The following is a 25931-nucleotide window of genomic DNA, read 5'->3' on the forward strand; positions in this document are numbered from 1 at the left end:
AGGCCCCGCATGAACCCGGATCAACATTATATGAAGCTGGCGCTGGACCTGGCGGCCACGGCAAGCGGAAAAACGAACCCCAATCCCGTCGTCGGCGCGATCCTTGTGAAGGATGGACAAGTTGTCGGCGTCGGCTTTCACCGAAAAGCCGGAGAACCCCATGCGGAGGTACACGCGTTCCGTATGGCGGAAGGACACACGAACGGTGCAACGCTTTACGTGACCCTTGAGCCCTGCTCCCATTACGGAAAAACCCCTCCCTGCGCAGAGCTGGTCGCCAGCTCCGGAGTAACCCGCGTTGTGGTGGCTATGCAGGATCCGACTCCGATGGTCGCCGGACGGGGGATTCAACTGCTCCGAGATAAAGGGATTGAAGTCGAAGTGGGCGTGTTGGAAGAGGAAGCCAAAAGACTCAACGAACGATTCGTCCATAATATGACCAAACGGCGGCCGTTCATTATTTCCAAGGTCGCCATGACGCTGGACGGGAAGTTAGCTGCATCTTCGGGCCATTCGAAGTGGGTTACGGGCGAAGAAGCGCGCCGGGAGGTGCATCGGTTGCGAAACGAAGTCGATGCCATCTTGGTCGGCATCAACACGGTGCTGGCTGATAATCCCCGCCTGACTACCAGACTGCCGGAAAAGGGGAAAAACCCTGTACGGGTCATCCTGGATTCCAATTTGCGGTTGCCCGAGGATGCCCATATAACCGACTGCACCGCGGCTAAGACATGGATTGCCACGAAGGAGGATGCGGATCCGGAGAAAGTCAACAGGCTGAAGCAAAAAGGGCTGGAGATTCTATTCGTTCCTTCGACCCGGCTCGGGCTGGACCTCCGGCGATTATCGGAAATGTTATACGAAAAGGGAATTACCGACCTGCTTGTCGAGGGCGGCAGCGAAGTCAACGCCTCGTTCCTTCGCGCCAGCCTCATTGACAAATGGTTGATTTATATCGCACCCAAAGTTTTGGGAGGACGCGGTTCCCTCACGCCATACGGCGGTCCGGATTTGGAAACGATGGATGAAGCATTGAACGTGCGGATTCACTCCGTCCGGCAAATCGGAGAAGATCTTTGCATCACGGCGTATCCGAAGTACGGCTGATGATGAAGGGGCCAGGTCTCCGAACGGGTATTGGCGCTAACGCCCCCTTTTTAGGTCTAGGATATTTTAATATTCAATGAATTTACTTACATTGACAATGACGAGCCGCCTATGGCCGTCATTTTTTTTCTCTCGGAATGAACGGCGGTGAAGGGGAATAAGCGGAAAATGGATCAAGACCGGAAAAATGAAAATGATCATTGCGGAAGGAACAACAACAATGGAAAAGGTTCTTTAGAAATAAAATCGGGCGCCCCTTTCGGGACGCCCTTTCATGGGAGAGGAGAAACCGGACGAAGAGCTTATGGGGAAACGTAAGCTTTCCGCGGTTGTCTACGACATTCATTGATGTCGATAGTTAAAGCATTCCCCGTAATCCCCGGTTTATACATCCCTTGCCAAAAAAAATTGTCCGAGGTCTTCGTTTTTCAAATTTGGGGTGATTATGGTACGATATCGTCAGAAATGAGCAGCATTAGACAAATATTCTGATTGACGAAAATGGGTGAAGCAACATGAGAGTAGTATCGGGAAGCGCCAAAGGAAGACCGCTGAAGGCGGTTCCGGGCATGGGCACGCGTCCGACGACGGATAAGGTGAAGGAAGCGATTTTCAGCATGATCGGTCCTTTTTTTGACGGGGGAGTCGCCCTCGATTTGTTTGCGGGAACGGGGGGGCTGGCCATCGAAGCGCTGAGCAGGGGCATGGAAAAGGCGATTTTTATCGACATGGACCCGAAAAGCATCGAAACGGTCCGCGCCAACCTGAAGGCGACGAAGCTGGAGGGGCAGGCCGAGGTCTACCGCAATGAGGCGGAACGCGCGCTTAAAGCGCTTGAAAAGCGTGGGGTCGTGCTGGACGTCGTGTTTTTGGACCCGCCGTACCGGATGAAAAACGGGGACAAGCTCATGGAAACGATGCATGAAAAAAACATGCTGGCAAGCGGGGCGACGATCGTTCTCGAGCATGAATCGGGTTACGAATACCCGGCAGAGTTCGGTCCGTTCGCCTGCGTCCGGCATGCGACATACGGGGAAACGGCAGTTTCCATTTACAAATACGACGGAAATAAAGCGGCCTCGCCCGAGGGCGAAGCCGCTAAGGAGGCCGATCATGGGTTCGACGAATAAACGTATCGCAGTATATCCCGGAAGCTTCGATCCGGTGACGATGGGGCATCTGGACATTATCCAGCGCGCGGCAAGGCAATTTGACGAGCTGGTGGTGGCCGTGCTGATCAACCGGAGCAAGCAGCCGCTTTTTTCGATTGAAGAACGGATGGATTTGATCCGGCGGGTTACTACGCATCTACCCAATGTGCAGGTGGACAGCTTCCAGGACTTGACGGCCAATTACGTGCGCCTGCGGAATGCGCAGGCCATCGTTCGCGGGGTGCGCTCCGTGACGGATTTCGAATACGAGCTTCAAATGGCGTCCGCCAACCATAAGCTGAATCCGGATGCCGAAACGGTCTTCATGATGACGAATCCGAAATATTCCTATTTAAGCTCGAGCATCGTCAAAGAAATCGCCGCCTACCACGGGGACGTGAAGGATCTGGTTCCGCCCGAGGTGGAGGAAGCGCTAAAGCGGAAGCAGCGCGGTTAACCCGTATGTTTGCGGGAAGGATGAAGCAGCTTGAACAACAGCGAGCAGGCGATCATCGCCGCGAGCAGAGCCCCTTGCCACTGCAGCAGCTGCGGCACGGCTTTCCATAGGGAAAAATAGGCGTTCCAATCGGACGAGATCGCTTCGCTCCCAAGGAATGCGTGATCCGCGTTTTTCGGGAAATAGCGGACGAGCGGCCAAACGAGCCAAGCAGCCGCAAAAGCAAGCGCGCCGTGTAGCAAGCGGACAAGCGCAAAGGGAAACCAGCGCATGCCGGCTTTTCTCAGCACCGACATCGACTGCAGCAGGGCGCTGATGCCGCTGAAGCCAAGCAGGGCGGATATGACGGACCACTGCAGCCGTTCGGCGGCGAAAGCGGCCGTGCTCGCATCGTTCGTGCCGAGATGAACCTCGAACGCTCCGGACAGCCAATAGGATGGAAGTCCGGGAGGGAGAAAGCGGCCGGCGATTTGGATGACGACCGCAAAAATAATGATATACCCGCCGACCATCATCAAGGTTTGAACGGCATTCGTCACCGAATCGCCCAGCAGCCTGCCGAATCCGCGGCCGTCTTTGGCATGGGCCGCTTTGGCGGCGTGCAGGGAGCGGCGCAGCATGGAAGGTTTGTTTTTGCCCTCGTCCGGCTTTTCGGCAGCCTGCGAAGCGGCGTCTTTACCTGCGCCTCTGCGGCCGATCAGGAGATAGGCGAGCAGTCCGGCGAGCCAATGCACGGCCAGCACGACATATCCTGCCGCAGGTTCATGCATCAGCCCGGTCGCGATGACGACCAGAATCAGCATCGGATTGCAAAAATGGGAAAGGGCGGCCAATTTGCCGGCATCCGGACCGTTGAGATCCCCTTGGTCGTACAGCTGTTTGGCGGCCTGGGCGCCTCCCGGAAAACCGGTGGTCATGCCCATGGCAAGAACCCACCCGCCGACGCCGGGAAGCTTGAACAGCCGTTTCATCAGCGGCTCGAGCCATGTGCCCAAAGCGTGAATAAAACCGTAAGCAGTCAATATTTCAGACAAAACGAGAAAAGGGAGCAGCGCCGGGAAAACGATCTGCCACCATAATTTGAGACCCTGCAGGGAGGCCTGAAAGGCCGGCGAAGGGGAACTGACGATGGCAGCCACCAGCGCAAGCGAACCCGCGCCGAGCACCAGCGTGGCGGCAGCGGGAGTGAAGCGGAGAGGGGCCTTTTTTTTCATGATTTTCACCTCTTCTGAGTAAACATAGCTAGTACCCAATCTATGCGGGTAAGACAACCATAAGACCAGGGGAGCAGGATGGAATGAGAGAAGCGAATAACATGCAGCGCACGAAAAAGCGGGAAGCGTCCCGCCTGATCCTCTATATTTTTGCGGTGGCCCTGCTGGTTTACGTAACGGTATACATGCCGACGCCGTACATCATTTATCAGCCGGGAAGCGCCGATGAGGTCAAGCCGATGCTTTCCGTGCAAAAAGGGGACCCCGACGAAAAGGGGGCTTTTATGATGACGACGGTATCGGCGAGTTATGCCAACCTTGTCATGTTGGTGGTTTCCGCGTTTAACCCGAATGCGGAAATTGACAAAAAGGAGGCAAGGCTGGGCGACCGGAGCGAAGACGAATATGCGGCCGAGCAGGTGTATTTGATGAGCGATTCGCAATCTTCGGCGATGGAAGCCGCGTACCACGAAGCGAACGTCCCGTACAGCATCGTTCCGCAGTATTTGTTTATTTTTTCGACGCCGGAAGGGGACGAAGCGCGGAAACATTTCAAGCCGGGCGACCGCCTTTCCGAAGTCGACGGGAAGCCGGTGACCGACAATGCGGCATTGACCAACCTGCTGAAGACGAAAAAGGCAGGCGACCAGGTCACGGTCAAATTGATCCGGGACGGCAGAACGCTGGAGGAAAAAGTGAAGCTGATCGAACTCAGGGACAAGGACACGAACCGGACCCGCCCGGGGCTCGGCGTAACGATCGCGACCATGCAAAAAGTCGTCTCCAAAGATCCGGGGCTCCAGGTGAATTTCCAAAATACCCGCGTCGGGGGACCGTCCGCCGGACTGATGTTCACGATGGAAATCTACAACCAGCTGACGGACGGCGATTTGACCAAAGGTTACCAGGTTGCAGGGACGGGGACGATCGACAAGGAAGGGAACGTAGGCCCGATCGGAGGCGTGCAGCATAAAATCGTCGCGGCCGACCGGAAACACGCGGAAATCTTTTTCGTTCCGAAGGACAATTACGCGGAAGCCAAAGCGAAAGCGGACAAAATAAAAACCGGCATGAAACTTGTGCCGGTGGAGAAGCTGGAGGATGCCATCGCTTACATGGAGAACCTCCGGGTTAAATCTTAAGGCAACGCGCCGGTTTCATTCCCGGGCGTATAACGGATCGGCGCCTCCAGATAATCCCTGAACATGCTTTGGGTATCCGGATGCGGGAAAGCGTTGGCGTAGGCCGCAGAGGCGCGGAGATCGAGCGTGAGCTGAGGGTGCTCGAACGAAGACGGCTTGACGATGACCGGAAGGGCGGCCGTCTTCTTCATTTGCTTCAGCAGCCGCTGCCCTTTGCCGTTAAAGCCGAGCACGCGCAAATACCCCGGTCCCTTGGCAAGCGCCCCGGGCGACATCTCCCGCTTCGTGTGGCGCAGCAAGATCTGGGCGAGCATCCGCTGCAGCTTCGTATGCGTGTACCGTTTCGTTTTGAGCGCTTTCAGCAGCTCGTCCACGTTCGGCTCTTTCAGGCTAAAGACGGCCTTGCGCAGACGGTGCTCCAGCCCTTCCGTGACCTCGTGATACTCCGCCAGGTTTTCCGGGGAGCTGGTGAGGAGGATATGCATGAGCGCCCCGCGGAAGGAATTCCAGGTGACGGGGCCCCGGCCTTCGCGGAATTCCCGGTCGAGAATGCGAAACGTGGTTTCGGGCACGTAGGGCCGGACCGCGGCTACCCCCTGCTCGAGGATCATCTTCCGCACGGCCGTCGCGCTGGCGACGGCCGCGTGGGAGGGCTGCTGATCGTGGTAACCGGCATGGATCCTCGGGATGGTGAGCGGCCGGATGGGGCTGTCCAGGCGGTTCAGCGCGATGAGATAATGCAGCCCGAGCGTATGGTTCGGCTGCTGGATGATCCGGAGAACGTCGCTTTCCTCCCGCGGGAGTCCCGCCGCCTCGGCGGCCGCCCTGCTGTAGGCGGCAGGATAATTCATTCCCTCCCCTAGATGGCAGGCGATCCGCTCCCGGAGCTCTTGGCTTTCTTCCGACAACGCGCGGGCGAGGGGGAGCAGCAGGTCGAGGGAGCCGCTTTCCGTCCCGAAGCAGAGGCTGTCCACGACGCCCGTGGCATGAAGGAGGGAAACGGCGCCGTAAGCGAACCATTCCGCCGGCTGCACCGCATAGGCGGCAGGCAGCTCGATGACGAGATCGGCCCCCATGGCCAGCGCCATCTCGGCGCGGGCGAATTTGCTGACGATTCCCGGTTCGCCGCGCTGAAGGAAGGGGCCGCTCAGCACCGCAACGGCATGTTCCGCACCGGAAAGCCTCTTCGCTTCGTTGTAATGATGGACATGACCGTTATGCAACGGGTTGTATTCGACGATGATTCCGACGGCAGTCAAGGCGATTTCAACTCCATCCGCGTGGTTAGATTTTTATCCAATATAACATAAAAGCCTGCCAACCCTGCAACAATAACCGTGATGGAGCCGTTCTGGATTTGGCGTTTGACCGCGACGCCAAAAAAAGCAAAGTAAAGGTCAAACTATTGACAAAGCTTCGAAGATATCGGTATAATAATTTTTGTTTGTTTGGAGTGATGTTCATGCACTTTCAATTTAGAAAAATGGCAGCCGGCAGTGAGCCGCTGCAGGTCCGACAGCAAGTGGATGTAAGCCGTTTAGTTCAAGGACTTGGCGATATAAGAGCGCCCCGGCCGCTTTTGGCGGAGCTGGAGGCCACTTATGTCGGACAGGATGCGGTGGATGTGCAAGGAAAGCTCTCGATCGAGCTGGACATGGCATGCTCCCGCTGCTTGAAACCCGTGCATCAGCATCTGAACATTCCATTCCACGAGCGGTTCAAGCTTATGAAGTCGACTGAAGAGATTCAGGATGAAGATGACGATACCATTTACGTGGACGATGACACGGTGGATCTTGTTCCGTACGTGGAGGAATCATTCGTACTTCATATTCCGATGACCGCAGTTTGCAAAGAAGATTGCAAGGGCCTGTGCCCGAAGTGCGGAACGGACTTGAATGAAGGAACCTGCGACTGCGATACGGAAGCGGTCGATCCGCGGCTTGCGGCGCTAAAAGATTTTTTCAAATGAGTATGCAAGCATTACCGGAGGCTGCGGCCCCCGGTGGATTGAAATAAGGAGGTGGGAACATGGCAGTACCTCAACGGAGAACGTCCAAAACACGTCGTGACAAACGTCGTACTCACTTTAAACTGGCAGTGCCGGGCATGGTGAAATGTGAACAATGCGGAGAATTGAAGCTTGCTCACCACGTATGCAAAGTGTGCGGAACGTATAAATCTAGAGAAATCATTTCGCAGTAATGCGGCAAATCAAGTAGTACTTCATCTATGGTGAGGTGCTATTTTTTTTGTCTCCTCTTCCTTTTTGGCTTGCCATGCTATATACTGTTTTAGTACCAGGTTCTAAAATGATCGGACGAATTTGATACGGAATTCGTTTTTATAACAGGAGTTAACGCCGGATTTTACAAAATGCTTAGGAGGTGCCTCTGATCGAACGGTTGCCCAAGAAACAGCGACATCAGCAGTTATTGAAAATCATTGAAGAAAACCCGTTTGTGACGGACCGCGAATTGACCCGCGAGCTGAAAGTCAGCATCCAAACGATCCGCCTCGACCGAATGGAGCTCGGCATCCCCGAACTGAGGGAGCGCATGAAGCAGATGGCCGAGCATTCCTACGACCAGGTGCGTTCGCTTCCGTTGGATGAGGTTGTCGGCGATGTTGTGGATCTGCAGCTGGACAAGAGCGGCATCTCCATATTCGAAATCCGGGAAGAGCATGTCTTTTCACGGACGCATATTGCCCGCGGACATTACGTCTTCGCCCAGGCGAACTCATTGGCGGTAGCCCTGATCAACGACGAAATCGCGCTGACGGCTTCGGCGGACATTCGCTTTTTGCGGCAAGTCCATTTAGGCGAGAAGTGCATCGCCAAAGCTTACGTCAGATCGATGAACGGACACAGGGGAAAAGCCAAGGTCGAAGTGTTTACCTACGTCGGCGAAGAAATGGTGTTCCAAGGCAATTTCGTCATTTATCGCTCAACAGGGGAAGATCATATTGAAGGAGGAATGTAGTATGCGGATCGCCATTGACGCCATGGGAGGCGACAACGCTCCCGAATGCAACGTCGAAGGAGCTTTGGCCGCTGCTGCCGAATGGAAAGATACGGAAATCGTATTGGTGGGGGACGAATCGAAAATTCAAGCGCTGCTTCAGAAAAGCGGCGGCCAGCTCCCTTCCAATCTGGGCGTCCGCCATGCGGGCGAAGTGATTGGTCCGGAGGATGAGCCGGTCAAGGCGGTTCGGCGCAAAAAGGATGCCTCCATGGTCGTGGCCGGACGCATGCTAAAGGAAAAAGAAGCCGACGCGATGATTTCGGCCGGCAACACCGGCGCTCTGATGACGACGGGGCTTCTGATCGTCGGAAGGATGGAAGGCATCGAGCGGCCGGCCCTCGCGCCGATGATCCCGACGCTGGACGGAGCCGGCGTCCTGGCGCTGGATTTGGGCGCCAATATGGATGCGAAGCCCGAGCATCTTGCGCAATACGCGCTGATGGGGAGCCTGTACAGGCAGAAGGTGATGGGCGTCGAACGGCCGCGCGTCGGCCTTCTGAACGTCGGCACCGAACCCGGCAAGGGGAACGAGCTGACGAAGCAGACGTTTCCGCTGCTGGAGCAGATGCCGATCCATTTCGTCGGCAACGTGGAGGCCCGCGACATCATGATGGGCACCTGCGACGTTCTCGTTTGCGACGGCTTTGCGGGCAACATTTTGCTTAAGGCCGTCGAAGGCACGGCGGGAGCGATGTTCAAACTGTTGAAGGAACAGTTCACGGCCAACCTCAAAAGCAAGCTGGGAGCCGCGCTCCTCATGCCCCAGATGCGCGGGCTGAAGGAAAAGCTGGACTACAAGGAACACGGCGGCGCTCCGCTGCTCGGCCTGAGCGGGTTGATCGTGAAAAGCCACGGCTCGGCCGACGGAAACGCGATCAAAAATGCGGTCCGCCAAGCCCGGATTGCCATTCAGAACAAGCTGGTAGAAAGCATTTCAAACGAAATTAGCGGGAAGAGAGTGACGATATGAATACATTGCGGCCAGTAGGTATCATCGGCACGGGAATGTACGTGCCCGAGAAGATTTTGACAAACGCCGACCTGGAAAAAATGGTGGACACCAACGACGAATGGATCGTATCCCGCACGGGGATCCGCGAGCGCCATATCGCGGCCGAAGACCAGGCGACGTCCGATCTTTGTTATGAAGCGGCGGTAAAAGCGCTGGAGTCTGCCGGCATGACGGCGGATCAGCTGGATCTGATCATCGTGGCGACGATCACGCCGGATACGTTCTTCCCGTCCACGGCGTGCATTTTGCAGGATAAGCTTGGAGCGAAAAAGGCAGCAGCCTTCGATTTGTCCGCAGCCTGCTCCGGGTTCGTGTACGGGCTGGCGACGGCCAGCAATTTCATCGGCACGGGCATGTACAACAATGCCCTCGTCATCGGCGCGGACTGCCTCTCCCGGATCACCGACTATACGGATCGCAACACATGCGTCCTGTTCGGCGACGGGGCGGGCGCCGTCATTCTCGGCGAAGTTCCCGAGGGCCGCGGGTTCCAATCCTTCGACCTGGGCGCCGAAGGAGCCGGAGGCACCTTGCTTAAGCTGGAAGCGGGCGGTTCCCGGTTGCCGGCATCGGTCGAAACGTTGGAAGGCAAAAAGCATTACATCTACATGAACGGCCGGGAAGTCTTCAAGTTTGCCGTCCGCGTCATGAACACCGCTACCGAGGACGTGCTGAAAAAAGCGGGCAAAACGAAAGCGGATATCGACCTGTTCGTGCCTCACCAGGCCAACATCCGCATCATCCAATCCGCGATGGAGCGCTTGGAGCTTTCGGAGGACAAGGTCGTCATTAACGTGGATAAATACGCGAACACGTCGGCGGCGTCGATTCCGCTCGCGCTCGTCGAAGCGGCGGAGCAGGGCCGGATGAAGGAAGGCGACTGCGTGCTGATGGTCGGTTTCGGGGGCGGCCTCACTTGGGGAGCTTCCGTTCTGGTATGGTAATCACCCTTATAACAATTTAGGGGACGCCGGATGATCCCGCGACCCCGTTTCATTACGTAGGCCGAAGCTGCCGCCGACCGTTGCTTTAAGGGAAAACACGGCCGGCGCCCGCAAGGCAACACAAGTTAGTGGGAGGAGCCGAAAGATGGGTAAAACGGCATTTATATTTCCTGGACAAGGAGCCCAGTCCGTCGGAATGGGCAACGACTTTTATGAGGCGCACGCCGCCTCGCGCGAAATTATCGACAGCGCGGACCGCGCGCTGGGATTTCCGCTTTCGAAGCTCATGTTCGAAGGCCCGGACGGCGAATTGAAGAAGACGTTTAATACGCAGCCGGCTTTGCTGACGGCGAGCATCGCCGCGTTAACGGCGCTCCGCGAGAAAGGAATCGAGCCCGATTACGTCGCCGGCCACAGTTTGGGCGAATACAGCGCGCTTGTCGCTGCCGGAGTTCTTGTCTTCCAAGATGCGGTGAAAATCGTGCGTGCCCGCGGCGAATTCATGGAGGCGGCCGTTCCCGGCGGACAAGGAGCCATGGCGGCCGTGCTCGGCGCGGACCGTTCGGCTCTGGAGCAGCTGTGCCGCAGCGTCACGGAGGAAGGCCATCTGGTGGAAATGGCCAACATCAACTGCCCGGGACAAATCGTCGTTTCCGGCACCAAAGAAGGCGTTGCCGCCGTTGGGGAACGCGTGAAGGAAGCCGGGGGCAAACGGGCGATCCCGCTCGAAGTCAGCGGACCGTTCCATTCCTCCTTGATGAAGGAAGCGGCGCAGAAGTTGGCGGAGAAGCTTGAGGAGGCCGCGTTCAGCGAACCCGCCGTTCCGGTCGTTGCCAACGTAACGGCCCGTCCGGCCGAAAATGCGGACCGGATCCGGGAGCTTCTCGTCGAGCAAGTGTATTCTCCCGTCCTTTGGGAAGATACGGTGGCTTACCTGATCGCCGAAGGCGTCGACACGTTCGTCGAGATCGGACCGGGCAACGTGCTGACGGGGCTCGTCAAAAAAATGGACAAGACCGTGAAGCTGATCAACATCAATACGCTTGAAAGTCTATCCGCAAGCTTCTAAAAATACGGGATGAAAGAAATGCCCGTATACTAAGAAGAAAGGAGAATTCGCATGTCCAAACCATTGCAGGGACAAGCCGCGCTCGTTACCGGCGCATCCCGCGGGATCGGCCGCAGCATCGCGCTTGCGCTTGCCGAAGCCGGAGCGAACGTTGCCGTCAACTATTCGGGCAGCGAAGCCGCCGCGCAGGCTGTCGTCGATGAGATCAAGCAGTTGGGCGTCGAGGCGTTCGCCGTTCAGGCCAACGTCGGGCAATCGGACCAGGCTGAGAACCTTATCAAAGAGGTAACGAACGTATTCGGCCGGATCGACATCCTGGTAAACAATGCGGGAATTACGAGAGACAACCTGATCATGCGCATGAAAGAGGAAGAATTCGACCAAGTGATCGAAACCAACCTCAAAGGCGTGTTCAACTGCCTCAAATCCGCCAGCCGTCCGATGATGAAACAGCGCTACGGCCGGATCATCAACATCTCTTCGGTCGTCGGCGTGCTCGGCAACGCGGGGCAGGCTAACTACGTGGCGGCGAAAGCCGGTGTCATCGGCCTGACCAAATCATCGGCGCGGGAGCTCGCTTCGCGCGGCATTACGGTGAACTGCGTGGCTCCGGGATTTATCGATACCGATATGACCCGCGAGCTTTCGGATGAACTGAGAGACAAAATGATTCGGGATATTCCGCTCGCCCGTCTCGGCCGGCCGGAGGAAATTGCCAAGGTCGTGGTTTTCCTGGCCTCCGAAGGGGCATCCTATATGACAGGACAAACTCTTCATGTAGACGGCGGCATGTATATGTAACGCCCGCAAAAACAGGCTAAACGGCCAAAAAGAGAACCGTTTTCATAGCCTCTGGCATTTTGAAAACTTTTCTCGTATAATACCAAGGAGGAGGTGAACCGGATGTCCGATGTATTGGAGCGTGTAAAGCGCATCGTCGTGGATCGTTTGGGTGCTGACGAAGCTGAAGTAACACTGGAAGCATCTTTTAAAGATGATCTTGGTGCTGATTCTCTCGACGTTGTTGAACTCGTCATGGAATTGGAAGACGAATTCGATCTGGAAATCTCTGATGAAGACGCAGAGAAAATTACGACCGTAGGTGAAGTTGTAAATTACATACAATCTCATACCTAAGTCATTTGATAAGTCCCGTACTGCTATACAGGCGGGACTTCTCCTCATTTTGAAAGTGAAATGCGAATGGACATGAATATTTGCACCGGACGGGCTTCTATCGTCCGTGCAATCGATATAGAGGTGAACGTACTTGAAGCATAGAGTGGTTATAACCGGGATGGGCGTTGTGACGGCACTCGGCCATGACCTGGACACGTTTTGGAATAACTTGATGGCGGGCAAATCGGGGGTTTCGCGGATCGAATCTTTCGACGTCAGCGAATATCCTACGCAAATTGCGGCTTCGGTCAAGGATTTTAATCCCGAAAACTTCATGGACAAGAAGGAAGCCCGCAAAATGGACCGCTTCGTCCAGTTTGCGGTAGCGGCCGGAAAATCGGCGCTTCAGCACAGCGGGCTGGACATCGCGAAGGATGCGGATGCGAATCGCGTCGGCGTGTCCATCGGGTCCGGCATCGGCGGTCTCGGAACTTGGGAAGACCAGCACAACATTTTGCTCGAAAAGGGGCCGAAACGCGTTAGCCCGTTTTTCATCCCGATGATGATCGCCAACATGGCTTCCGGCCAATTGTCCATCATGCTCGGGGCGAAGGGGCCGAATACGACGCCGGTCACGGCTTGCGCCACCGGTTCGCATGCCATCGGCGATTCGTTTAAGCTCATCCAGCGCGGCGACGCGGACGTCATGATCTGCGGCGGTGCCGAAGCGACGATCCGTCCGACGGGGATGGCCGGATTTTGCGCGATGCGCGCGATGTCCACGCGCAATGACGAGCCGGAAAAAGCGAGCCGTCCGTTTGACACGGGCCGCGACGGGTTCGTCATGGGCGAGGGGGCCGGCATTCTGGTTCTGGAATCGCTTGAGCATGCCCAAAAACGCGGCGCGCGCATTATCGCCGAGGTCGTCGGCTACGGCCTGAGCGGCGATGCTTACCACATTACCGAGCCGGATCCGGACGGGCCTGCACGCTGCATGACGATGGCGCTGCGCGACGCCGGGCTTGACCCCCAGGCGGTCGACTACATTAACGCCCACGGGACCTCGACGCCTGTCGGCGACCGTTCCGAAACGATCGCGATCAAAAAGGCGCTTGGCGACCATGCTGCCAAGGTAGCGGTCAGCTCGACGAAATCGATGACCGGCCATCTGCTGGGCGCGGCCGGCGGCGTCGAAGCGGTCATTTGCGGATTGTCGCTCGAACATCAAAAAATCGCGCCGACGATCAATTTGGAAAATCAGGATCCGGAATGCGATCTGGATTATGTTCCGAATCATGCCCGCGACGCGAAGCTGGACGTCGTCATGTCCAACTCTTTTGGTTTTGGCGGCCATAACGCCACCATCATTCTTAAAAAATTCGATGAGTAAGGGGACGATTTGTTGAGTGGAGATCTGAAGCAGTTACAGCAGAAACTTCAAATCCAATTTCACAATCGGCTGCTGCTGAAACAGGCCTTTACCCACGCTTCTTATGTCAACGAACACCGCTTCAGCCAGCAGCAGGATAACGAACGCCTTGAATTTCTGGGCGATGCCGTGCTGGAGCTGACGGTATCCGAATATCTGTACCGGCTTTTTCCGAACCGTCCCGAAGGTGAGCTGACAAAGCTGCGCGCGGCCATCGTCTGCGAGCCGTCGCTCGTGAAGTTTGCGGAAAGTTTGGAATTCGGGCAGTACGTGCTGCTCGGAAAAGGGGAAGAGCTGACCGGCGGGCGCACCCGCCCGGCTTTGCTCGCGGACGTTTTCGAATCGTTTGTCGGCGCCCTTTATCTCGATCAGGGCCTGGAAGCGGCCCGTTCGTTTTTGCAGACCTACGTTTTTCCCCAAGTCGAATCCGGGGGCAATCTCCATATGAGCGATTTCAAGACGGAGCTGCAGGAATTGACGCAGCATCATAATATGGGCGCTTTGGAATACCGGATCGTCGAAGAACGGGGTCCGGCGCATGAACGTGAGTTTGTCTCCGAGGTATATATGGGAAATGAGCGCGTAGGAAGAGGAACGGGCCGCTCCAAGAAAGAAGCCGAGCAGCAGGCTGCGGCAGTCGCCCTGAAGCAGCTGAAGCTCGCGGGAACGGACGGCTCCCTGTAAGTATTCAAGGACAAACAAAGAGCAAAGAGCAGTCGCACATGATGAACGGCAGTAGCCTTCAGACTGCTTTTTGCTCTTTCTTCGTTGAAGGCCGGCCGAGCTCCCAATGAGGCGCGGGGTTATGGTATTATAAGGTTTAGAGGTGATTTGGATTATATGTTTTTGAAGCGGATTGAATTAGCGGGTTTTAAATCGTTTGCCGACAAAACCGAAATGGAATTTGTCCGCGGCATCACGGCGGTCGTAGGTCCGAACGGCAGCGGCAAAAGCAATATTTCCGACGGCATCCGCTGGGTTCTTGGAGAACAAAGCGCCAAATCGCTGCGCGGAGGCAAAATGGAGGACATTATCTTTGCGGGGAGCGACGCGCGTAAGGCGGTCAATTTCGGCGAAGTGTCGCTGACCCTCGATAATGAGGACCATGCCCTGCCTCTTGATTTTAACGAGGTAACGGTGACGCGCCGGGTACACCGGAGCGGAGACAGCGAATATTTTATCAACAGGCAATCGTGCCGGCTGAAGGACATCACGGAGTTGTTCATGGATACCGGCATCGGCAAAGAAGCGTACTCCATTATCGGACAAGGCCGGATCGAAGAGATCTTGAGCACAAGGTCCGAGGACCGCAGAGGGATTTTCGAAGAGGCTTCCGGTATCGTCAAATATAAATCGCGAAAAAAGGATGCGGTCCGCAAGCTCGATGAAACCGAGCAGAACCTGCTCCGCATTCACGACTTGGTTACGGAACTAGAAGACCAGATCGGGCCGCTCAAGGAACAGTCCGAAAAGGCCATCCACTATAAACAGCTGCGCGAGCAGCTCAAAACGAAGGAAATTTCGCTGTACGTGCACCAAATCGAACAGATCCACGCCGCCTGGAGCGAAGCCAACGCGAAGCTGAAGGTGCTGCAGGAGGAGCAGCTTCAGCTGTCCACGGTCGTGTCCGCGCATGATGCCAAGCTGGAAAGCGACCGGGCGGCGCTGCGCAAGCTGGAGTCGGAAGTCGAAACGCTGCAAGGCGAGCTTCTGCAGTACAGCGAGGCCTACGAGAAAAGCGAAGGTTATGCGGAAGTGCTGCGGGAGCGCAAGCGGAACCTGGAAGCGAACCGGGAGCAGCTTTTGAATACGCTGAGCAGCGGAGATGAGCGTTTCGAGGACCGCAAGGCGGAAATCGAACTGCTGAAAACGAAGCTGGAAGCGTCGCAGGACGAATTGAAGCAACTGCGCGAGCAGCTTTCGAACGAGGAGTCAAAGCTGGCCGGCTTGACCGGGGGAATCAGCCAGCAGCAAGAGGAGAGCCTGAAAGGCAACTTGCTCGAGCTGATGAACCAAATGGCTCAGGCGCGCAACGAAATCCGTTATGCGGACCAGCAGCAGGAAGCTTTGGCCCGCCGCATGAGCCGCGCCGACGAGGAAACGGGCAAATGGGAAGGCAAAAAGGAAGAACTGATGGGCCGCAAGCAGCAGCTCGACCAAGCGATCGAAAAAATCGGGCAAGAGATTCGGGATCTTCGCGGCAGTTACATTACCGAAAGCGAACGGTACCAATCGCTTCAGCGTCTGCTGGATGAAAGCCAAAGCATGCTGCGGAAGTGGGAGCAGAAGCGCGAAGCGCAAATTTCGCGCCGGGATACGATGAAGGAAATGGCCGATGATTTTGACGGCTTTATGTTGGGCGTCAAGGAAGTGCTGAAGGCTGCGCGCAAATCGGTGCTGCATGGCGTACACGGGGCCGTCGCCGACCTCATCCGCGTACCGGAACGGCTGGAGCTTGCGGTTGAAACGGCGCTGGGCGCGTCGCTGCAGCATGTGGTCATGGATAACGAGGCGGTGTCCCGCCAAGCGATCGCATTCCTGAAGCAGCGGCAGCTCGGACGGGCGACGTTCCTGCCGCTCGACGTCATCCGCGCGCGGAACATTTCCTCCGGCGACCGGTCCATGGTCGAAGGCGTGGAGGGATTTGTCGGCATTGCGGCGGATCTGATCCGATACGAGGACAGATATGCCCCGATCGTCGGCAGCCTGCTCGGCAATGTCATTCTGGCGGAAAGCCTGGAAGTAGCCAACAAAATCGCCGCCCGCTGCCAATACCGCTATCGGGTCGTAACGCTGGAAGGCGACGTCGTGAACGCCGGCGGTTCGATGACGGGCGGCAGCCAGCACAAGAAAAACAACAACTTGCTCGGCCGCAAACGCCAGCTCGAACAGCTGGACCAGGAAATATTGGATACGGAAAATCAGCTGCGCAAGCTGACCCAAAGCATCCAGGACGTGAAAAACCAGCTGGCCGAAACGCAGGAGAAGCTGGATAAGCTTCGCCAAACCGGCGACGAAAAGCGGATCGAAGAGCAGAACCTCTCCGGCGACCTGAAGCAGTTGGAGCATGAGCTTCGGCATGTGCTGGAGCAGGTGCAGCTGGCCGGCCAGGAACGAACCGGCTTCAATGAAGAAAACGAACAGCTGCAGAAAGCGCGCGATGAAGCCGTCAAAAAGCTCGCGCAGCTGGAGGAGGAAGAAAAGGCGACGCATCAGGCGATCCAGGCTGCCGAATTTGCCCGCAAAGCCAGCGAATCGGCCAAGGAGGAGCTCCAGACCCAGCTGACCCAGCTCAAAGTCCGGGAAGGCAAGCTGGACCAGGAATGTTTCTCGCTTGAGGAACAGCTCCGCCGGATGCAAAACGAATTCAACTCCCACGATAAGGAGCTGCGCCAATCGAAGACGCTGCTGGCATCGATCGAGGCGGATCTCGAAAACAATGCCAAGGAATCGATCCAGCAAATCGAGGACCTGAACCGCTACAAGCTGAAGAAGGAGCAGGCATCCGAGCAGCTTGATTTCAAGCGTGCGGCCCGGATGCAGCTTTCGAAAAAGCTGGAACAGGACGAAAGCGAAACGAAGGAGCAGCGGACGCGCCTGAAGGCGGTGGAAGACCAGCTGCGGCAAACGGAAATCGGCGTGAACCGGCTTGACGTCGAATTGGAGAATATCCTCAAAAAGCTGAGCGAGGACTATGAGCTTAGCTATGAGCTGGCCAAAGCGAGATATCCGGTTCCGGAAGACGTGCCTGCCGTGCAGGCCGAGGTCCGCGAATTGAAGCGCGGCATTGCGGCGCTCGGTGACGTCAACTTGGGCGCCATCGAGGAATATCAGCGCGTCAACGAACGGTATCAGTTCCTCAGCGAGCAAAAGGCCGATCTGGTCGAGGCCAAAACGACCCTGTACGAGGTCATCCGGGAAATGGACGATGAGATGTCCAAGCGGTTCAAGCAGACCTTCGATGCCATCCGGCACGAATTCGGCACGGTGTTCGTCAAGCTGTTCGGCGGCGGCCGGGCAGACCTCGTGCTGCTGGATCCCGAGCATCTGCTGGAAACGGGCATCGACATCGTCGCGCAGCCTCCGGGCAAAAAGCTGCAAAACCTGCAGCTGCTTTCCGGCGGCGAACGAGCGTTGACCGCCATGGCGCTGCTGTTTGCCATTTTGCAGGTCAAACCGGTGCCGTTTTGCGTGCTCGACGAAGTGGAAGCGGCGCTCGACGAAGCGAACGTCGTTCGTTTTGCCCAATATTTGCGCGAGTTTTCCGAACAAACGCAGTTTATCGTCGTGACGCACCGCAAAGGCACGATGGAAGAAGCCGACGTGCTGTACGGCGTAACGATGGAAGAAGGCGGGGTATCCAAGCTGGTATCCGTCCGCCTCGAAAACGATGAAGCCGAGATCGCCTGACATCAGGCAATGACGACAGAGATGGAGGAGACATATGAGCTTTTTCAAAAAGCTGAAAGAAAGCATTTCCAGCAAAACCGAGGCGGTGACAAGCAAATTCCGCGACGGCCTGGAAAAAACCCGCAAGGGATTTGTCGAGAAAGTGGCGGACCTGATGATTCGCCGCAAAAAAATCGACGAGGAATTTTACGAGGAGCTCGAAGAGATTTTGATCGGGGCCGACGTCGGCGTCAATACGGTCATGGAGCTCATCGACGATCTGCGCGCCGAGGTGAAGAAACAGCGGATCGAAGACGCGTCCGAGCTGCAGCCGATTTTGTCGCAAAAGCTAATGGAGCTGCTGCGCGGAGACGACGATAACGCCATTCGCATGAACCCGGACGGCATCACCGTCATTTTGTTCGTCGGCGTCAACGGCGTCGGCAAAACGACGACGATCGGCAAGCTGGCCCACCGTTTTAAGCAGGAAGGAAAAAAAGTGATCCTGGCCGCAGGCGACACGTTCCGTGCCGGGGCCATCGAGCAGCTTGAAGTATGGGGGGAACGCGCCGGCGTGGAGGTCATCAAGCAGCATGCCGGATCGGACCCTGCCGCCGTCATGTTTGACGCCGTGCAGGCCGCCAAGCAGCGGCAGGCGGATGTCCTCATTTGCGATACGGCAGGACGATTGCAGAACAAAACGAACCTGATGGAAGAGCTGAATAAAATTTTCCGCGTCATTCAGCGGGAAATTCCGGGAGCGCCGCATGAAGTGCTGATGGTGCTGGATGCGACGACCGGGCAGAACGCGCTCAACCAAGCGAAGCTTTTCGGCGAAAAAAGCGGCGTCACCGGCCTGGTGCTGACGAAGCTGGACGGCACCGCCAAAGGCGGCATCGTCGTAGCGATTCGCCAGGAGCTGAACCTGCCGGTCAAATTCGTCGGCCTCGGCGAAAAAATGGAGGATCTGCAGCCGTTTGATTCGGAGCAGTTCGTGCATGCGCTTTTCGCTGGGCTGATCCAGGAACAAGAGCAGGGCGAAGAAACCGGAGCGTCAAACGAATAAGGAGTTAACTGACTTAGCCAACTTAAACTTACTCCCGTAACGATATAAAAAGACTTTGCCATGGAAGGCCGGGGTTCCGGCTGGAATGCCGCTTCCGTCGCAAAGTCTTTTTTCTGTCATAGAAACCCACGGGGTTGTTTTTTTGCGGGAGGTTTCATTTTTTTAACGTGTTTTTGGCATAACTTTGAACCGGACCCGCCCCCTCGTTCGCCTATAATGCATAGGACAAACGCAATATCCCGGGAGATTTTCAAATACTGAAAGTTGCGTTCGGGCCAGTTTGTGCCCGGAGCCGGAACCCTTATCCGGCGGAACTAAAAACAGCAGTCACCGGATCCATTCCGGCGGATTGCCGTTTTTGTTGCGTTCCCGAAGCCAGGGAGAACGATACCGGTCCCGCGTACAGGCACACCTCTGCCGCGATGTTCATAAACTTTATCAGGCTTCCGGCGAGCACGGATACATAACTTCTTGCGGAATCGGACTCCAAAACCGTTTTTGGTTCCGGGCATCTTTTCAGCTTTTCAGAAATGGCGAGCGATGACGCGTACCTGCCCTTGTTGCTCTCGAATTCCATCTTTGTCCTTCGATCGGAAAAGCCCGGATGACGCCGGACCCCGCAAAAGTGGAAATGGCAGAGGAGGGAAGGTTATAATGATAAGTAAAGAAACCATGAGAGGGTTGTTTATGGCGAACACATATACCTACAGCCGGCGGGAAGAAGTGGCCAATGCCATTACCCACGGCATCGGCGCGCTGCTTAGCGTAGCCGCTTTAATCGTTCTCATCGTCTTTTCGACGATGAAGGGAACGGCGTGGCATATCGTCAGTTTTTCCGTTTACGGCACGACGATGCTGATTTTGTATTTGAATTCCACCCTGGTGCACAGCTTTAAGGAAGGAAAAATCAAAGACCTGTTCGAAATTTTCGACCACTCTTCCATCTACTTGTTTATCGCCGGCACCTACACGCCGTTTATGCTGGTGGCGATCCGCGGACCGCTGGGCTGGACCTTGTTCGGGATCGTGTGGGGGATCGCCGTGTTGGGCTGCATTTTCAAAGCTTATTTCACGAAACGCTTTTTATTTATGTCGACGATATTTTATCTGATGATGGGCTGGATGGTCGTCGTTGCCTGGGGGCCGCTTACGGCGGCCGTGGCGTCCGGCGGAATCGTTTTGCTCGCGGTCGGGGGCGTGCTTTATACGCTCGGAACGATATTTTACGTCTGGCGCGGGTTCCCGTTCCATCATGCCATTTGGCATTTATTCGTGCTAGGCGGCAGCATCGTCCACTTTTTCGCCGTGCTGGTTTATTTGCTCCCCTGGTCGTAAAACGCTTGATAGCAAGAGGTGCGAGCCGGTTGGAGGGCCGATGGGAAAAAGATCGGAGGATGACAAGGAATAATGCTTGACATCTTTCTTCGTTTTATGTATGATAATGAACGTTAATGAAGTGTAAAGTGTTTTTCCTTGACGAAGGGAGTGCCCCTAAATGAGTCAGGAGAATCGGCTCGAGAAAACGAACCGGATCAATCTGTTGTTTGACTTCTATGAACTTTTGCTGACGGAAAAGCAGCAGACGTTCCTTAAATATTACTTTCACGATGATTTTTCCCTCGGGGAAATCGCCGCCGAATTCGAGATCAGCAGGCAGGCGGTATACGAACATATCAAACGGGCCGAGCAGGTGCTGGAGCAGTATGAGGAAAAGCTCGGGCTGCTCAAAAAGCATGAACGGCGCGTACAGGATTTAGAGAAGCTGCGCGAGCTGGTGAATGCCAGCGCGATGGCGCAGAGCGATAAAACGAACATTAATGATCTAGTGGATCAATTGGAAGCATGGGAATAAATCAAATGAAGGAGGTGGCGGTTCATGGCATTTGAAGGATTGACCAGCAGGCTGCAGAACGTATTCAGCAAGCTGCGCGGCAAAGGGAAGGTCACCGAAGACGACGTAAACGAAGCGATGCGCGAAGTGCGTCTGGCCCTTTTGGAAGCGGACGTCAACTTTAAAGTCGTCAAGGATTTCGTGGCGAAGGTGAAGGAAAAAGCCATCGGCACGGAAGTGATGCAAAGCTTCACCCCGGGCATGGTGATCATCGACATCGTCAACAAAGAGCTTACCGAGCTGATGGGCGGAAGCCAGGCGAAGCTGGCGAAAGCCAACAAGCCTCCAACCGTGATCATGATGGTCGGTTTGCAGGGTGCCGGTAAAACCACGACTTCCGGCAAGCTGGCCAAAATGCTGCAAAAGCAAAACCACCGCCCGCTGCTCGTTGCAGGCGATATTTATCGCCCGGCGGCGATCAAGCAGCTCCAGGTACTGGGAGAACAGATCCAAGTGCCGGTATTTTCGCTCGGAGACAAGACAAGCCCGGTGGAAATCGCAAAGCAGGGCTTGCAGCATGCCAAGGACAACGGCCATGATTATTTGATCGTCGATACCGCCGGCCGTCTTCACGTCGACGAAGAGTTGATGGAAGAGCTGCGGCAAATCCACGCCGAAATCAAGCCGGACGAAGTGCTGCTCGTCGTCGACGCAATGACGGGTCAGGATGCCGTCAATGTGGCGGACACGTTCAACAAGCAGCTTGAACTGACGGGCGTGGTCCTGACCAAGCTGGACGGCGATACGCGCGGCGGTGCCGCGTTGTCCGTCAAGGCGGTGACCGGCTGCCCGATCAAATTCGCCGCGCTGGGCGAAAAAGTCGACGCGCTTGAGCCTTTCCATCCGGAGCGGATGGCTTCGCGGATTCTCGGCATGGGTGATATGCTGTCGCTGATCGAAAAGGCGCAGTCCAACATCGACGCCGAAAAAGCCAAGGAAATGGAGCGCAAAATGCGCAACGCCGAATTTACCTTCGACGATTTCCTGGAGCAGATGGAGCAAGTGAAGAAGCTTGGCCCGATCGACCAGATCATGGACATGATTCCCGGCATGGGCAAGCTGAAGCAGGTGAAAGACTTGAAGGTCGACGAGAAACAGATGGGCCGCATCGAAGCCATCGTGTTCTCGATGACGAAAGAAGAGAAACAGAATCCGGACATCATCAACCACAACCGCCGCAAGCGGATTGCCGCGGGCAGCGGAACGTCGCTCGCCGAGGTGAACCGGCTGATCAAGCAGTTCGACGAGATGCGCCGGATGATGAAACAGTTCTCGGATATGATGGGGCCGAAAGGTCCTAAAGGCAAGGCCTTAAAACAGTTAAAAGGATTGGCCGGCAAAGGCGGACTTCGGTTCCCGTTCCGTTAATCTGAACAGATATATTTTGTTGAAGGAGGTGAATTTCGTGGCAGTACGTATTCGTCTGAAACGCATGGGTGCTCATAAAGCTCCTTTCTACCGCATCGTGGTATCGGATTCCCGTTCCCCGCGTGACGGCCGTTTTATCGAAGAAATCGGTTACTACAACCCGGTACAACAACCGGCTGAAGTAAAAATCGATGAAGATAAAGCTCTTGCATGGCTCCAAAATGGTGCGCAAGCATCCGATACGGTTCGCAACTTGCTGAGCAAAGCGGGCGTGTTGAAGAAGTTCCATGAGCTGAAGCAACAGAAATAATGACTGATGGTGAGGGTTATCTATGGAAGAATTAGTCGGAGTCATTGCTAAGGCTTTAGTGGATCATCCCGAAGATGTGACCGTGAGAACGGTGGAGAAGGATCACCTGATTGTCTATGAACTGACCGTGCATCCGGACGATGTAGGGAAGGTCATCGGCAAGCAGGGCCGGATCGCCAAGGCGTTCCGCACGGTCGTCACTTCCGCAGCAGTCAAAATGGATAAACGCGTAACCGTGGATATTATATCTTAAAGGTACGAAGGGGGCTAGGATGCATTTCCTAGCCCTTTTTTTCGAATGATCGGATCGATCTGTTTCCGGCGGAGCAAAATAGGCAAGAGAGCCGGAAATTTGCCGTTCAAGAAGGAATTATGCCTTATCCGCGGTATTATATAGGATGGAAGCAAATGCCGCCGGGCAAGCGGCGGTTATTTGTTTAAATATTCGGTTTTATTTTTCGGAGGCGCCAACACGGCGTTTTTGACTGCGGTCTACGGGACCGGAAACAGCAATGAATGCAGGAGGAAAGTATGCCGCAAACCATGTTAAACGTAGGCAAGATCGTAAACACCCATGGGATCAAAGGCGAGATCAAGGTATTGTCGCACACGGATTTTCCCGAAGTCCGTTTTGCCAAAGGCAGCGAGCTGTTGATCGTCCCGCCGGACGGGAAAGCTCCCTTACCCGTCACGGTCCAATCCTCGAGATTCCATAAGAATATGTACATCGTGAAGCTGGAAGAGTACGATAATATCAACGACGTTGAAAAATTCAAGGGCAGCATGCTGAAGGTCAACGGCGAGGATTTGGTCGAGCTGCCGGAAGACGAGTTTTATTTCCATGAAATCATCGGCTGTCACGTCATGACGGATGAAGGACAGGAGCTGGGCGTCATTACGGAAATTCTTACGCCGGGAGCCAACGACGTATGGGTCGTGAAGCCGAAAGAGGGAAAAAGCATCCTGATTCCGTACATCGACGACGTCGTTTTGGACGTGAACGTCAAAGACCGGAAAGTGGTCGTTCATTTGATGGAAGGGCTGCTGTAATATGATGAAGGTCGATGTGCTGACATTGTTCCCGGAAATGATGGACGGCGTATTCCGCTCGAGCATACTCGGAAAAGCGCAGGAGAAAGGCATCGTCAGCTTGAATGCGATCAACTTCCGCGAGTATTCCAACAGCAAACATGGGACAGTGGATGATACGCCGTACGGGGGCGGGGGAGGCATGGTGCTGAAGCCGGAGCCGATTTTTTCGGCCGTGGAGGATTTGGTGTCCCGGACGTCCACGACTCCCCGCATTATTTTGATGTGCCCGCAAGGCGACACCTTTACGCAGCGCAAGGCGGAGGAGTTTGCCAAGGAGGAGCATCTTATTTTTATTTGCGGACATTACGAAGGGTATGATGAACGGATCCGCGAGCATCTGGTGACGGACGAGTTGTCGATTGGCGACTATGTGCTGACCGGCGGGGAGCTTCCGGCCATGGTAGCCATCGATTCGATCGTGCGTCTGCTGCCGGGAGTGTTGGGCAACGAAACCTCGGCCGTAACCGACTCGTTCAGCACGGGGCTGCTCGAATATCCGCATTATACCCGTCCCGCCGAGTTCAGAGGCTGGAAGGTGCCCGATATTCTTCTGAGCGGACACCATGCCAACATTGAGCTGTGGCGTCGCGAGCAGGCCTTGAAACGAACGCTGGAGCGCCGTCCGGACCTGCTGGACAAGGTCGAACTTACCGATCAAGACCGGCAATTCCTTAAGCAGCTGCAGAACGAGCGGGAAAGCGGCCGATAGGCCGGTTTCCTGCTTGCTTCATCAAAGCCGGGGCTCAAATCATCTTATCTTTAGAAGGAGGATCTCCATGGATTACACAAATTATTTCCAGGGCAATAGAGACAAACATTTGGGCGAATTGAAGGAATGGTTGTCCATTCCGAGCATTTCGGCTTTGTCCGAACATAAACCGGATGTGAAGCGTGCTGCCGAGTGGCTTGCCGAGACGATGACCCGGGCCGGGCTTGAAAACGTTACAATTCATGAAACCAAAGGACATCCGATCGTGTATGCCGATCACCTGCATGCCGAAGGCAAACCGACGGTTCTCGTATACGGCCATTATGACGTGCAGCCGGTCGATCCGCTGAACCTGTGGCAAACGCCGCCGTTCGAGCCGGATATTCGCGACGGCAAACTGTTCGCCAGAGGAGCGACGGACGACAAAGGCCAACTATTCCTACATATCAAAGCGGTCGAAGCGATCCTGGCACAGGAAAAGCAGCTGCCCGTGAACATCAAATTTTGCGTTGAAGGCGAAGAAGAAGTATCCAGCCCGAACCTGCCGACGTTCCTCGAGGAGAATCAGGATCTGTTGAAAGCAGATATGGTACTTATTTCCGATACTTCCTTGCTCGAAAAAGGAAAACCTGCCATTTGCGTGGGCTTGCGCGGGCTTTGCTCCCTCGAAGTGGCCCTCCACACCGCCAATACCGACCTGCATTCCGGTTCGTACGGCGGGGGCGTTCCGAATGCGCTGCATGCCATGGTCAGCTTGCTGGACTCCCTGCATGACGAAAAGGGACGGGTCAGCGTCGAAGGATTTTACAAAGGCGTGCTGGAATTGACGCCGGAGGATCGCGAAGAATTCAAAAAGCAAAATGTAGACGAAGAAAAGCTGAAGCAGGATCTGGGTCTGGACGCCCTGTTCGGGGAAGAAGGATTCACCTTTGCCGAAAGAACCGGAGCGCGCCCAACGCTGGAGCTGAACGGCGTTTACGGCGGCTTCCAAGGGGAAGGCAGCAAAACGGTCATTCCGAAGGAAGCGCATGCGAAAATTACCTGCCGCCTCGTTGGTCATCAGGATCCGCAGGACATTCTCGACAAAATCGAGAAACATCTTTACAGCCATGTGCCGACCGGCGCTAAGATCGTCGTGACCCCAATGGAAAAAGGCAATCCGTTTACGATCGATCCTTCCACGCCCGTCCTGCAAAAAGCGGCCGACGCCTATGAGCATGTATACGGCACGCGCCCTGTCTTTACCCGCGACGGCGGATCGATTCCGATCGTCGAAACGTTCTCTCGCGTTCTTGAAGCTCCTGTCGTGTGCATGGGCTTTGGCCTTCCGGACGAAAATCTTCATGCACCAAACGAACATTTCAATCTTGAAAACTTCGATTTGGGTCTGCTAACCATCGTTGATTTCCTGAGAAGAGTGTAAGTGCGATACAAGC

At 55.5% G+C, this 25931-nt stretch carries 26 protein-coding genes; 24 read left to right on the forward strand and 2 right to left on the reverse strand.

What is annotated here, in order from left to right; translation table 11 throughout:
- The first annotated feature begins 9 nt into the window (after window positions 1-9).
- The 3 genes from ribD (at window position 10) to coaD (ending at window position 2715) form a co-directional block, all read left to right on the forward strand.
- The gene (gene ribD, locus NYE48_RS09155; RefSeq protein ID WP_340998193.1) at window positions 10-1107 is read left to right on the forward strand and encodes a bifunctional diaminohydroxyphosphoribosylaminopyrimidine deaminase/5-amino-6-(5-phosphoribosylamino)uracil reductase RibD; all 1098 of its coding nucleotides are present in this window, start codon (window positions 10-12) and stop codon (window positions 1105-1107) included.
- A gap of 515 nt (window positions 1108-1622) precedes the next feature.
- Window positions 1623-2237 carry a 16S rRNA (guanine(966)-N(2))-methyltransferase RsmD gene (rsmD, locus tag NYE48_RS09160; RefSeq protein WP_036714459.1) on the forward strand — a complete coding sequence of 205 codons (615 nt, stop codon included), beginning with the start codon at window positions 1623-1625 and terminating at the stop codon, window positions 2235-2237.
- A complete protein-coding gene (gene coaD, locus NYE48_RS09165) occupies window positions 2221-2715 on the forward strand; it encodes a pantetheine-phosphate adenylyltransferase (protein ID WP_036714462.1) in 495 nt (164 codons plus the stop codon). The genes rsmD and coaD overlap by 17 nt, the downstream gene beginning before the upstream one ends.
- On the opposite strand, the gene NYE48_RS09170 is transcribed toward coaD, so the two are convergent.
- The gene (locus NYE48_RS09170) at window positions 2712-3929 is read right to left on the reverse strand and encodes a nucleoside recognition domain-containing protein (RefSeq protein WP_340998196.1); all 1218 of its coding nucleotides are present in this window, start codon (window positions 3927-3929) and stop codon (window positions 2712-2714) included. The genes coaD and NYE48_RS09170 overlap by 4 nt on opposite strands.
- A gap of 101 nt (window positions 3930-4030) precedes the next feature.
- Between NYE48_RS09170 and NYE48_RS09175 the strand changes: the two genes are divergently transcribed.
- The gene (locus tag NYE48_RS09175; protein WP_036714499.1) at window positions 4031-5071 is read left to right on the forward strand and encodes a SepM family pheromone-processing serine protease; all 1041 of its coding nucleotides are present in this window, start codon (window positions 4031-4033) and stop codon (window positions 5069-5071) included.
- Here NYE48_RS09175 and NYE48_RS09180 read toward each other — a convergent pair.
- A complete protein-coding gene (locus tag NYE48_RS09180) occupies window positions 5068-6330 on the reverse strand; it encodes a nucleotidyltransferase (RefSeq protein WP_340998199.1) in 1263 nt (420 codons plus the stop codon). The genes NYE48_RS09175 and NYE48_RS09180 overlap by 4 nt on opposite strands.
- A 203-nt stretch (window positions 6331-6533) precedes the next feature.
- Between NYE48_RS09180 and NYE48_RS09185 the strand changes: the two genes are divergently transcribed.
- The 20 genes from NYE48_RS09185 (at window position 6534) to NYE48_RS09280 (ending at window position 25918) form a co-directional block, all read left to right on the forward strand.
- Window positions 6534-7043 carry a YceD family protein gene (locus NYE48_RS09185; protein ID WP_036714501.1) on the forward strand — a complete coding sequence of 170 codons (510 nt, stop codon included), beginning with the start codon at window positions 6534-6536 and terminating at the stop codon, window positions 7041-7043.
- A gap of 59 nt (window positions 7044-7102) precedes the next feature.
- Window positions 7103-7276, forward strand: coding sequence for a 50S ribosomal protein L32 (gene rpmF, locus NYE48_RS09190; RefSeq protein ID WP_036645943.1), 174 nt, complete (start codon window positions 7103-7105; stop codon window positions 7274-7276).
- Window positions 7277-7476: 200 nt separating this feature from the next.
- A complete protein-coding gene (gene fapR / locus NYE48_RS09195) occupies window positions 7477-8055 on the forward strand; it encodes a transcription factor FapR (RefSeq protein WP_036714465.1) in 579 nt (192 codons plus the stop codon).
- A 1-nt stretch (window position 8056) separates the two neighbouring features.
- On the forward strand, window positions 8057-9067 hold the full coding sequence (plsX, locus tag NYE48_RS09200) for a phosphate acyltransferase PlsX (protein WP_036714467.1): 1011 nt from the start codon (window positions 8057-8059) through the stop codon (window positions 9065-9067).
- Window positions 9064-10053, forward strand: a complete 990-nt coding sequence (locus NYE48_RS09205) for a beta-ketoacyl-ACP synthase III (RefSeq protein ID WP_036714469.1) — start codon at window positions 9064-9066, stop codon at window positions 10051-10053. Before plsX ends, NYE48_RS09205 begins: the two co-directional genes overlap by 4 nt.
- Window positions 10054-10198: 145 nt before the next feature.
- Window positions 10199-11122, forward strand: a complete 924-nt coding sequence (gene fabD / locus NYE48_RS09210; RefSeq protein ID WP_340998204.1) for an ACP S-malonyltransferase — start codon at window positions 10199-10201, stop codon at window positions 11120-11122.
- A 51-nt stretch (window positions 11123-11173) separates the two neighbouring features.
- On the forward strand, window positions 11174-11923 hold the full coding sequence (gene fabG / locus NYE48_RS09215) for a 3-oxoacyl-[acyl-carrier-protein] reductase (protein ID WP_212948892.1): 750 nt from the start codon (window positions 11174-11176) through the stop codon (window positions 11921-11923).
- A gap of 102 nt (window positions 11924-12025) precedes the next feature.
- Window positions 12026-12259 (forward strand): acyl carrier protein, encoded by a 234-nt coding sequence (gene acpP / locus NYE48_RS09220; protein WP_019638123.1) that lies wholly within the window; start codon window positions 12026-12028, stop codon window positions 12257-12259.
- A 133-nt stretch (window positions 12260-12392) separates the two neighbouring features.
- Window positions 12393-13631 carry a beta-ketoacyl-ACP synthase II gene (gene fabF / locus NYE48_RS09225; protein ID WP_212948894.1) on the forward strand — a complete coding sequence of 413 codons (1239 nt, stop codon included), beginning with the start codon at window positions 12393-12395 and terminating at the stop codon, window positions 13629-13631.
- Between the two features lie 12 nt (window positions 13632-13643).
- Window positions 13644-14354, forward strand: coding sequence for a ribonuclease III (gene rnc, locus NYE48_RS09230; RefSeq protein ID WP_036714478.1), 711 nt, complete (start codon window positions 13644-13646; stop codon window positions 14352-14354).
- 156 nt (window positions 14355-14510) lie between these two features.
- Window positions 14511-18080 carry a chromosome segregation protein SMC gene (gene smc, locus NYE48_RS09235; RefSeq protein WP_340998206.1) on the forward strand — a complete coding sequence of 1190 codons (3570 nt, stop codon included), beginning with the start codon at window positions 14511-14513 and terminating at the stop codon, window positions 18078-18080.
- 34 nt (window positions 18081-18114) lie between these two features.
- Window positions 18115-19125 carry a signal recognition particle-docking protein FtsY gene (gene ftsY, locus NYE48_RS09240; protein ID WP_036714480.1) on the forward strand — a complete coding sequence of 337 codons (1011 nt, stop codon included), beginning with the start codon at window positions 18115-18117 and terminating at the stop codon, window positions 19123-19125.
- 687 nt (window positions 19126-19812) lie between these two features.
- The gene (gene trhA / locus NYE48_RS09245; RefSeq protein WP_036714503.1) at window positions 19813-20460 is read left to right on the forward strand and encodes a PAQR family membrane homeostasis protein TrhA; all 648 of its coding nucleotides are present in this window, start codon (window positions 19813-19815) and stop codon (window positions 20458-20460) included.
- Between the two features lie 160 nt (window positions 20461-20620).
- On the forward strand, window positions 20621-20977 hold the full coding sequence (locus NYE48_RS09250; protein WP_036714481.1) for a putative DNA-binding protein: 357 nt from the start codon (window positions 20621-20623) through the stop codon (window positions 20975-20977).
- 24 nt (window positions 20978-21001) lie between these two features.
- Window positions 21002-22384: a signal recognition particle protein gene (gene ffh / locus NYE48_RS09255; protein WP_036714482.1), complete on the forward strand. Its 1383-nt coding sequence runs from the start codon at window positions 21002-21004 to the stop codon at window positions 22382-22384.
- Window positions 22385-22421: 37 nt separating this feature from the next.
- The gene (rpsP, locus tag NYE48_RS09260; RefSeq protein ID WP_036714483.1) at window positions 22422-22694 is read left to right on the forward strand and encodes a 30S ribosomal protein S16; all 273 of its coding nucleotides are present in this window, start codon (window positions 22422-22424) and stop codon (window positions 22692-22694) included.
- Window positions 22695-22716: 22 nt separating this feature from the next.
- Window positions 22717-22947 carry a KH domain-containing protein gene (locus NYE48_RS09265; protein ID WP_036714484.1) on the forward strand — a complete coding sequence of 77 codons (231 nt, stop codon included), beginning with the start codon at window positions 22717-22719 and terminating at the stop codon, window positions 22945-22947.
- Between the two features lie 278 nt (window positions 22948-23225).
- Complete coding sequence (gene rimM, locus NYE48_RS09270; protein WP_212948898.1) at window positions 23226-23744, forward strand: ribosome maturation factor RimM; 519 nt, start codon at window positions 23226-23228, stop codon at window positions 23742-23744.
- Window positions 23745-23748: 4 nt separating this feature from the next.
- Entirely contained in the window at window positions 23749-24495 is a 747-nt protein-coding gene (trmD, locus tag NYE48_RS09275; protein WP_341000620.1) for a tRNA (guanosine(37)-N1)-methyltransferase TrmD, read from the forward strand.
- 67 nt (window positions 24496-24562) lie between these two features.
- On the forward strand, window positions 24563-25918 hold the full coding sequence (locus NYE48_RS09280; protein WP_340998211.1) for a dipeptidase: 1356 nt from the start codon (window positions 24563-24565) through the stop codon (window positions 25916-25918).
- Window positions 25919-25931 lie beyond the last annotated feature (13 nt).

The organism is Paenibacillus sp. FSL M7-1455, from assembly GCF_038004655.1.
Classification (GTDB): Bacteria; Bacillota; Bacilli; order Paenibacillales; family Paenibacillaceae; genus Paenibacillus_AQ; species Paenibacillus_AQ cookii.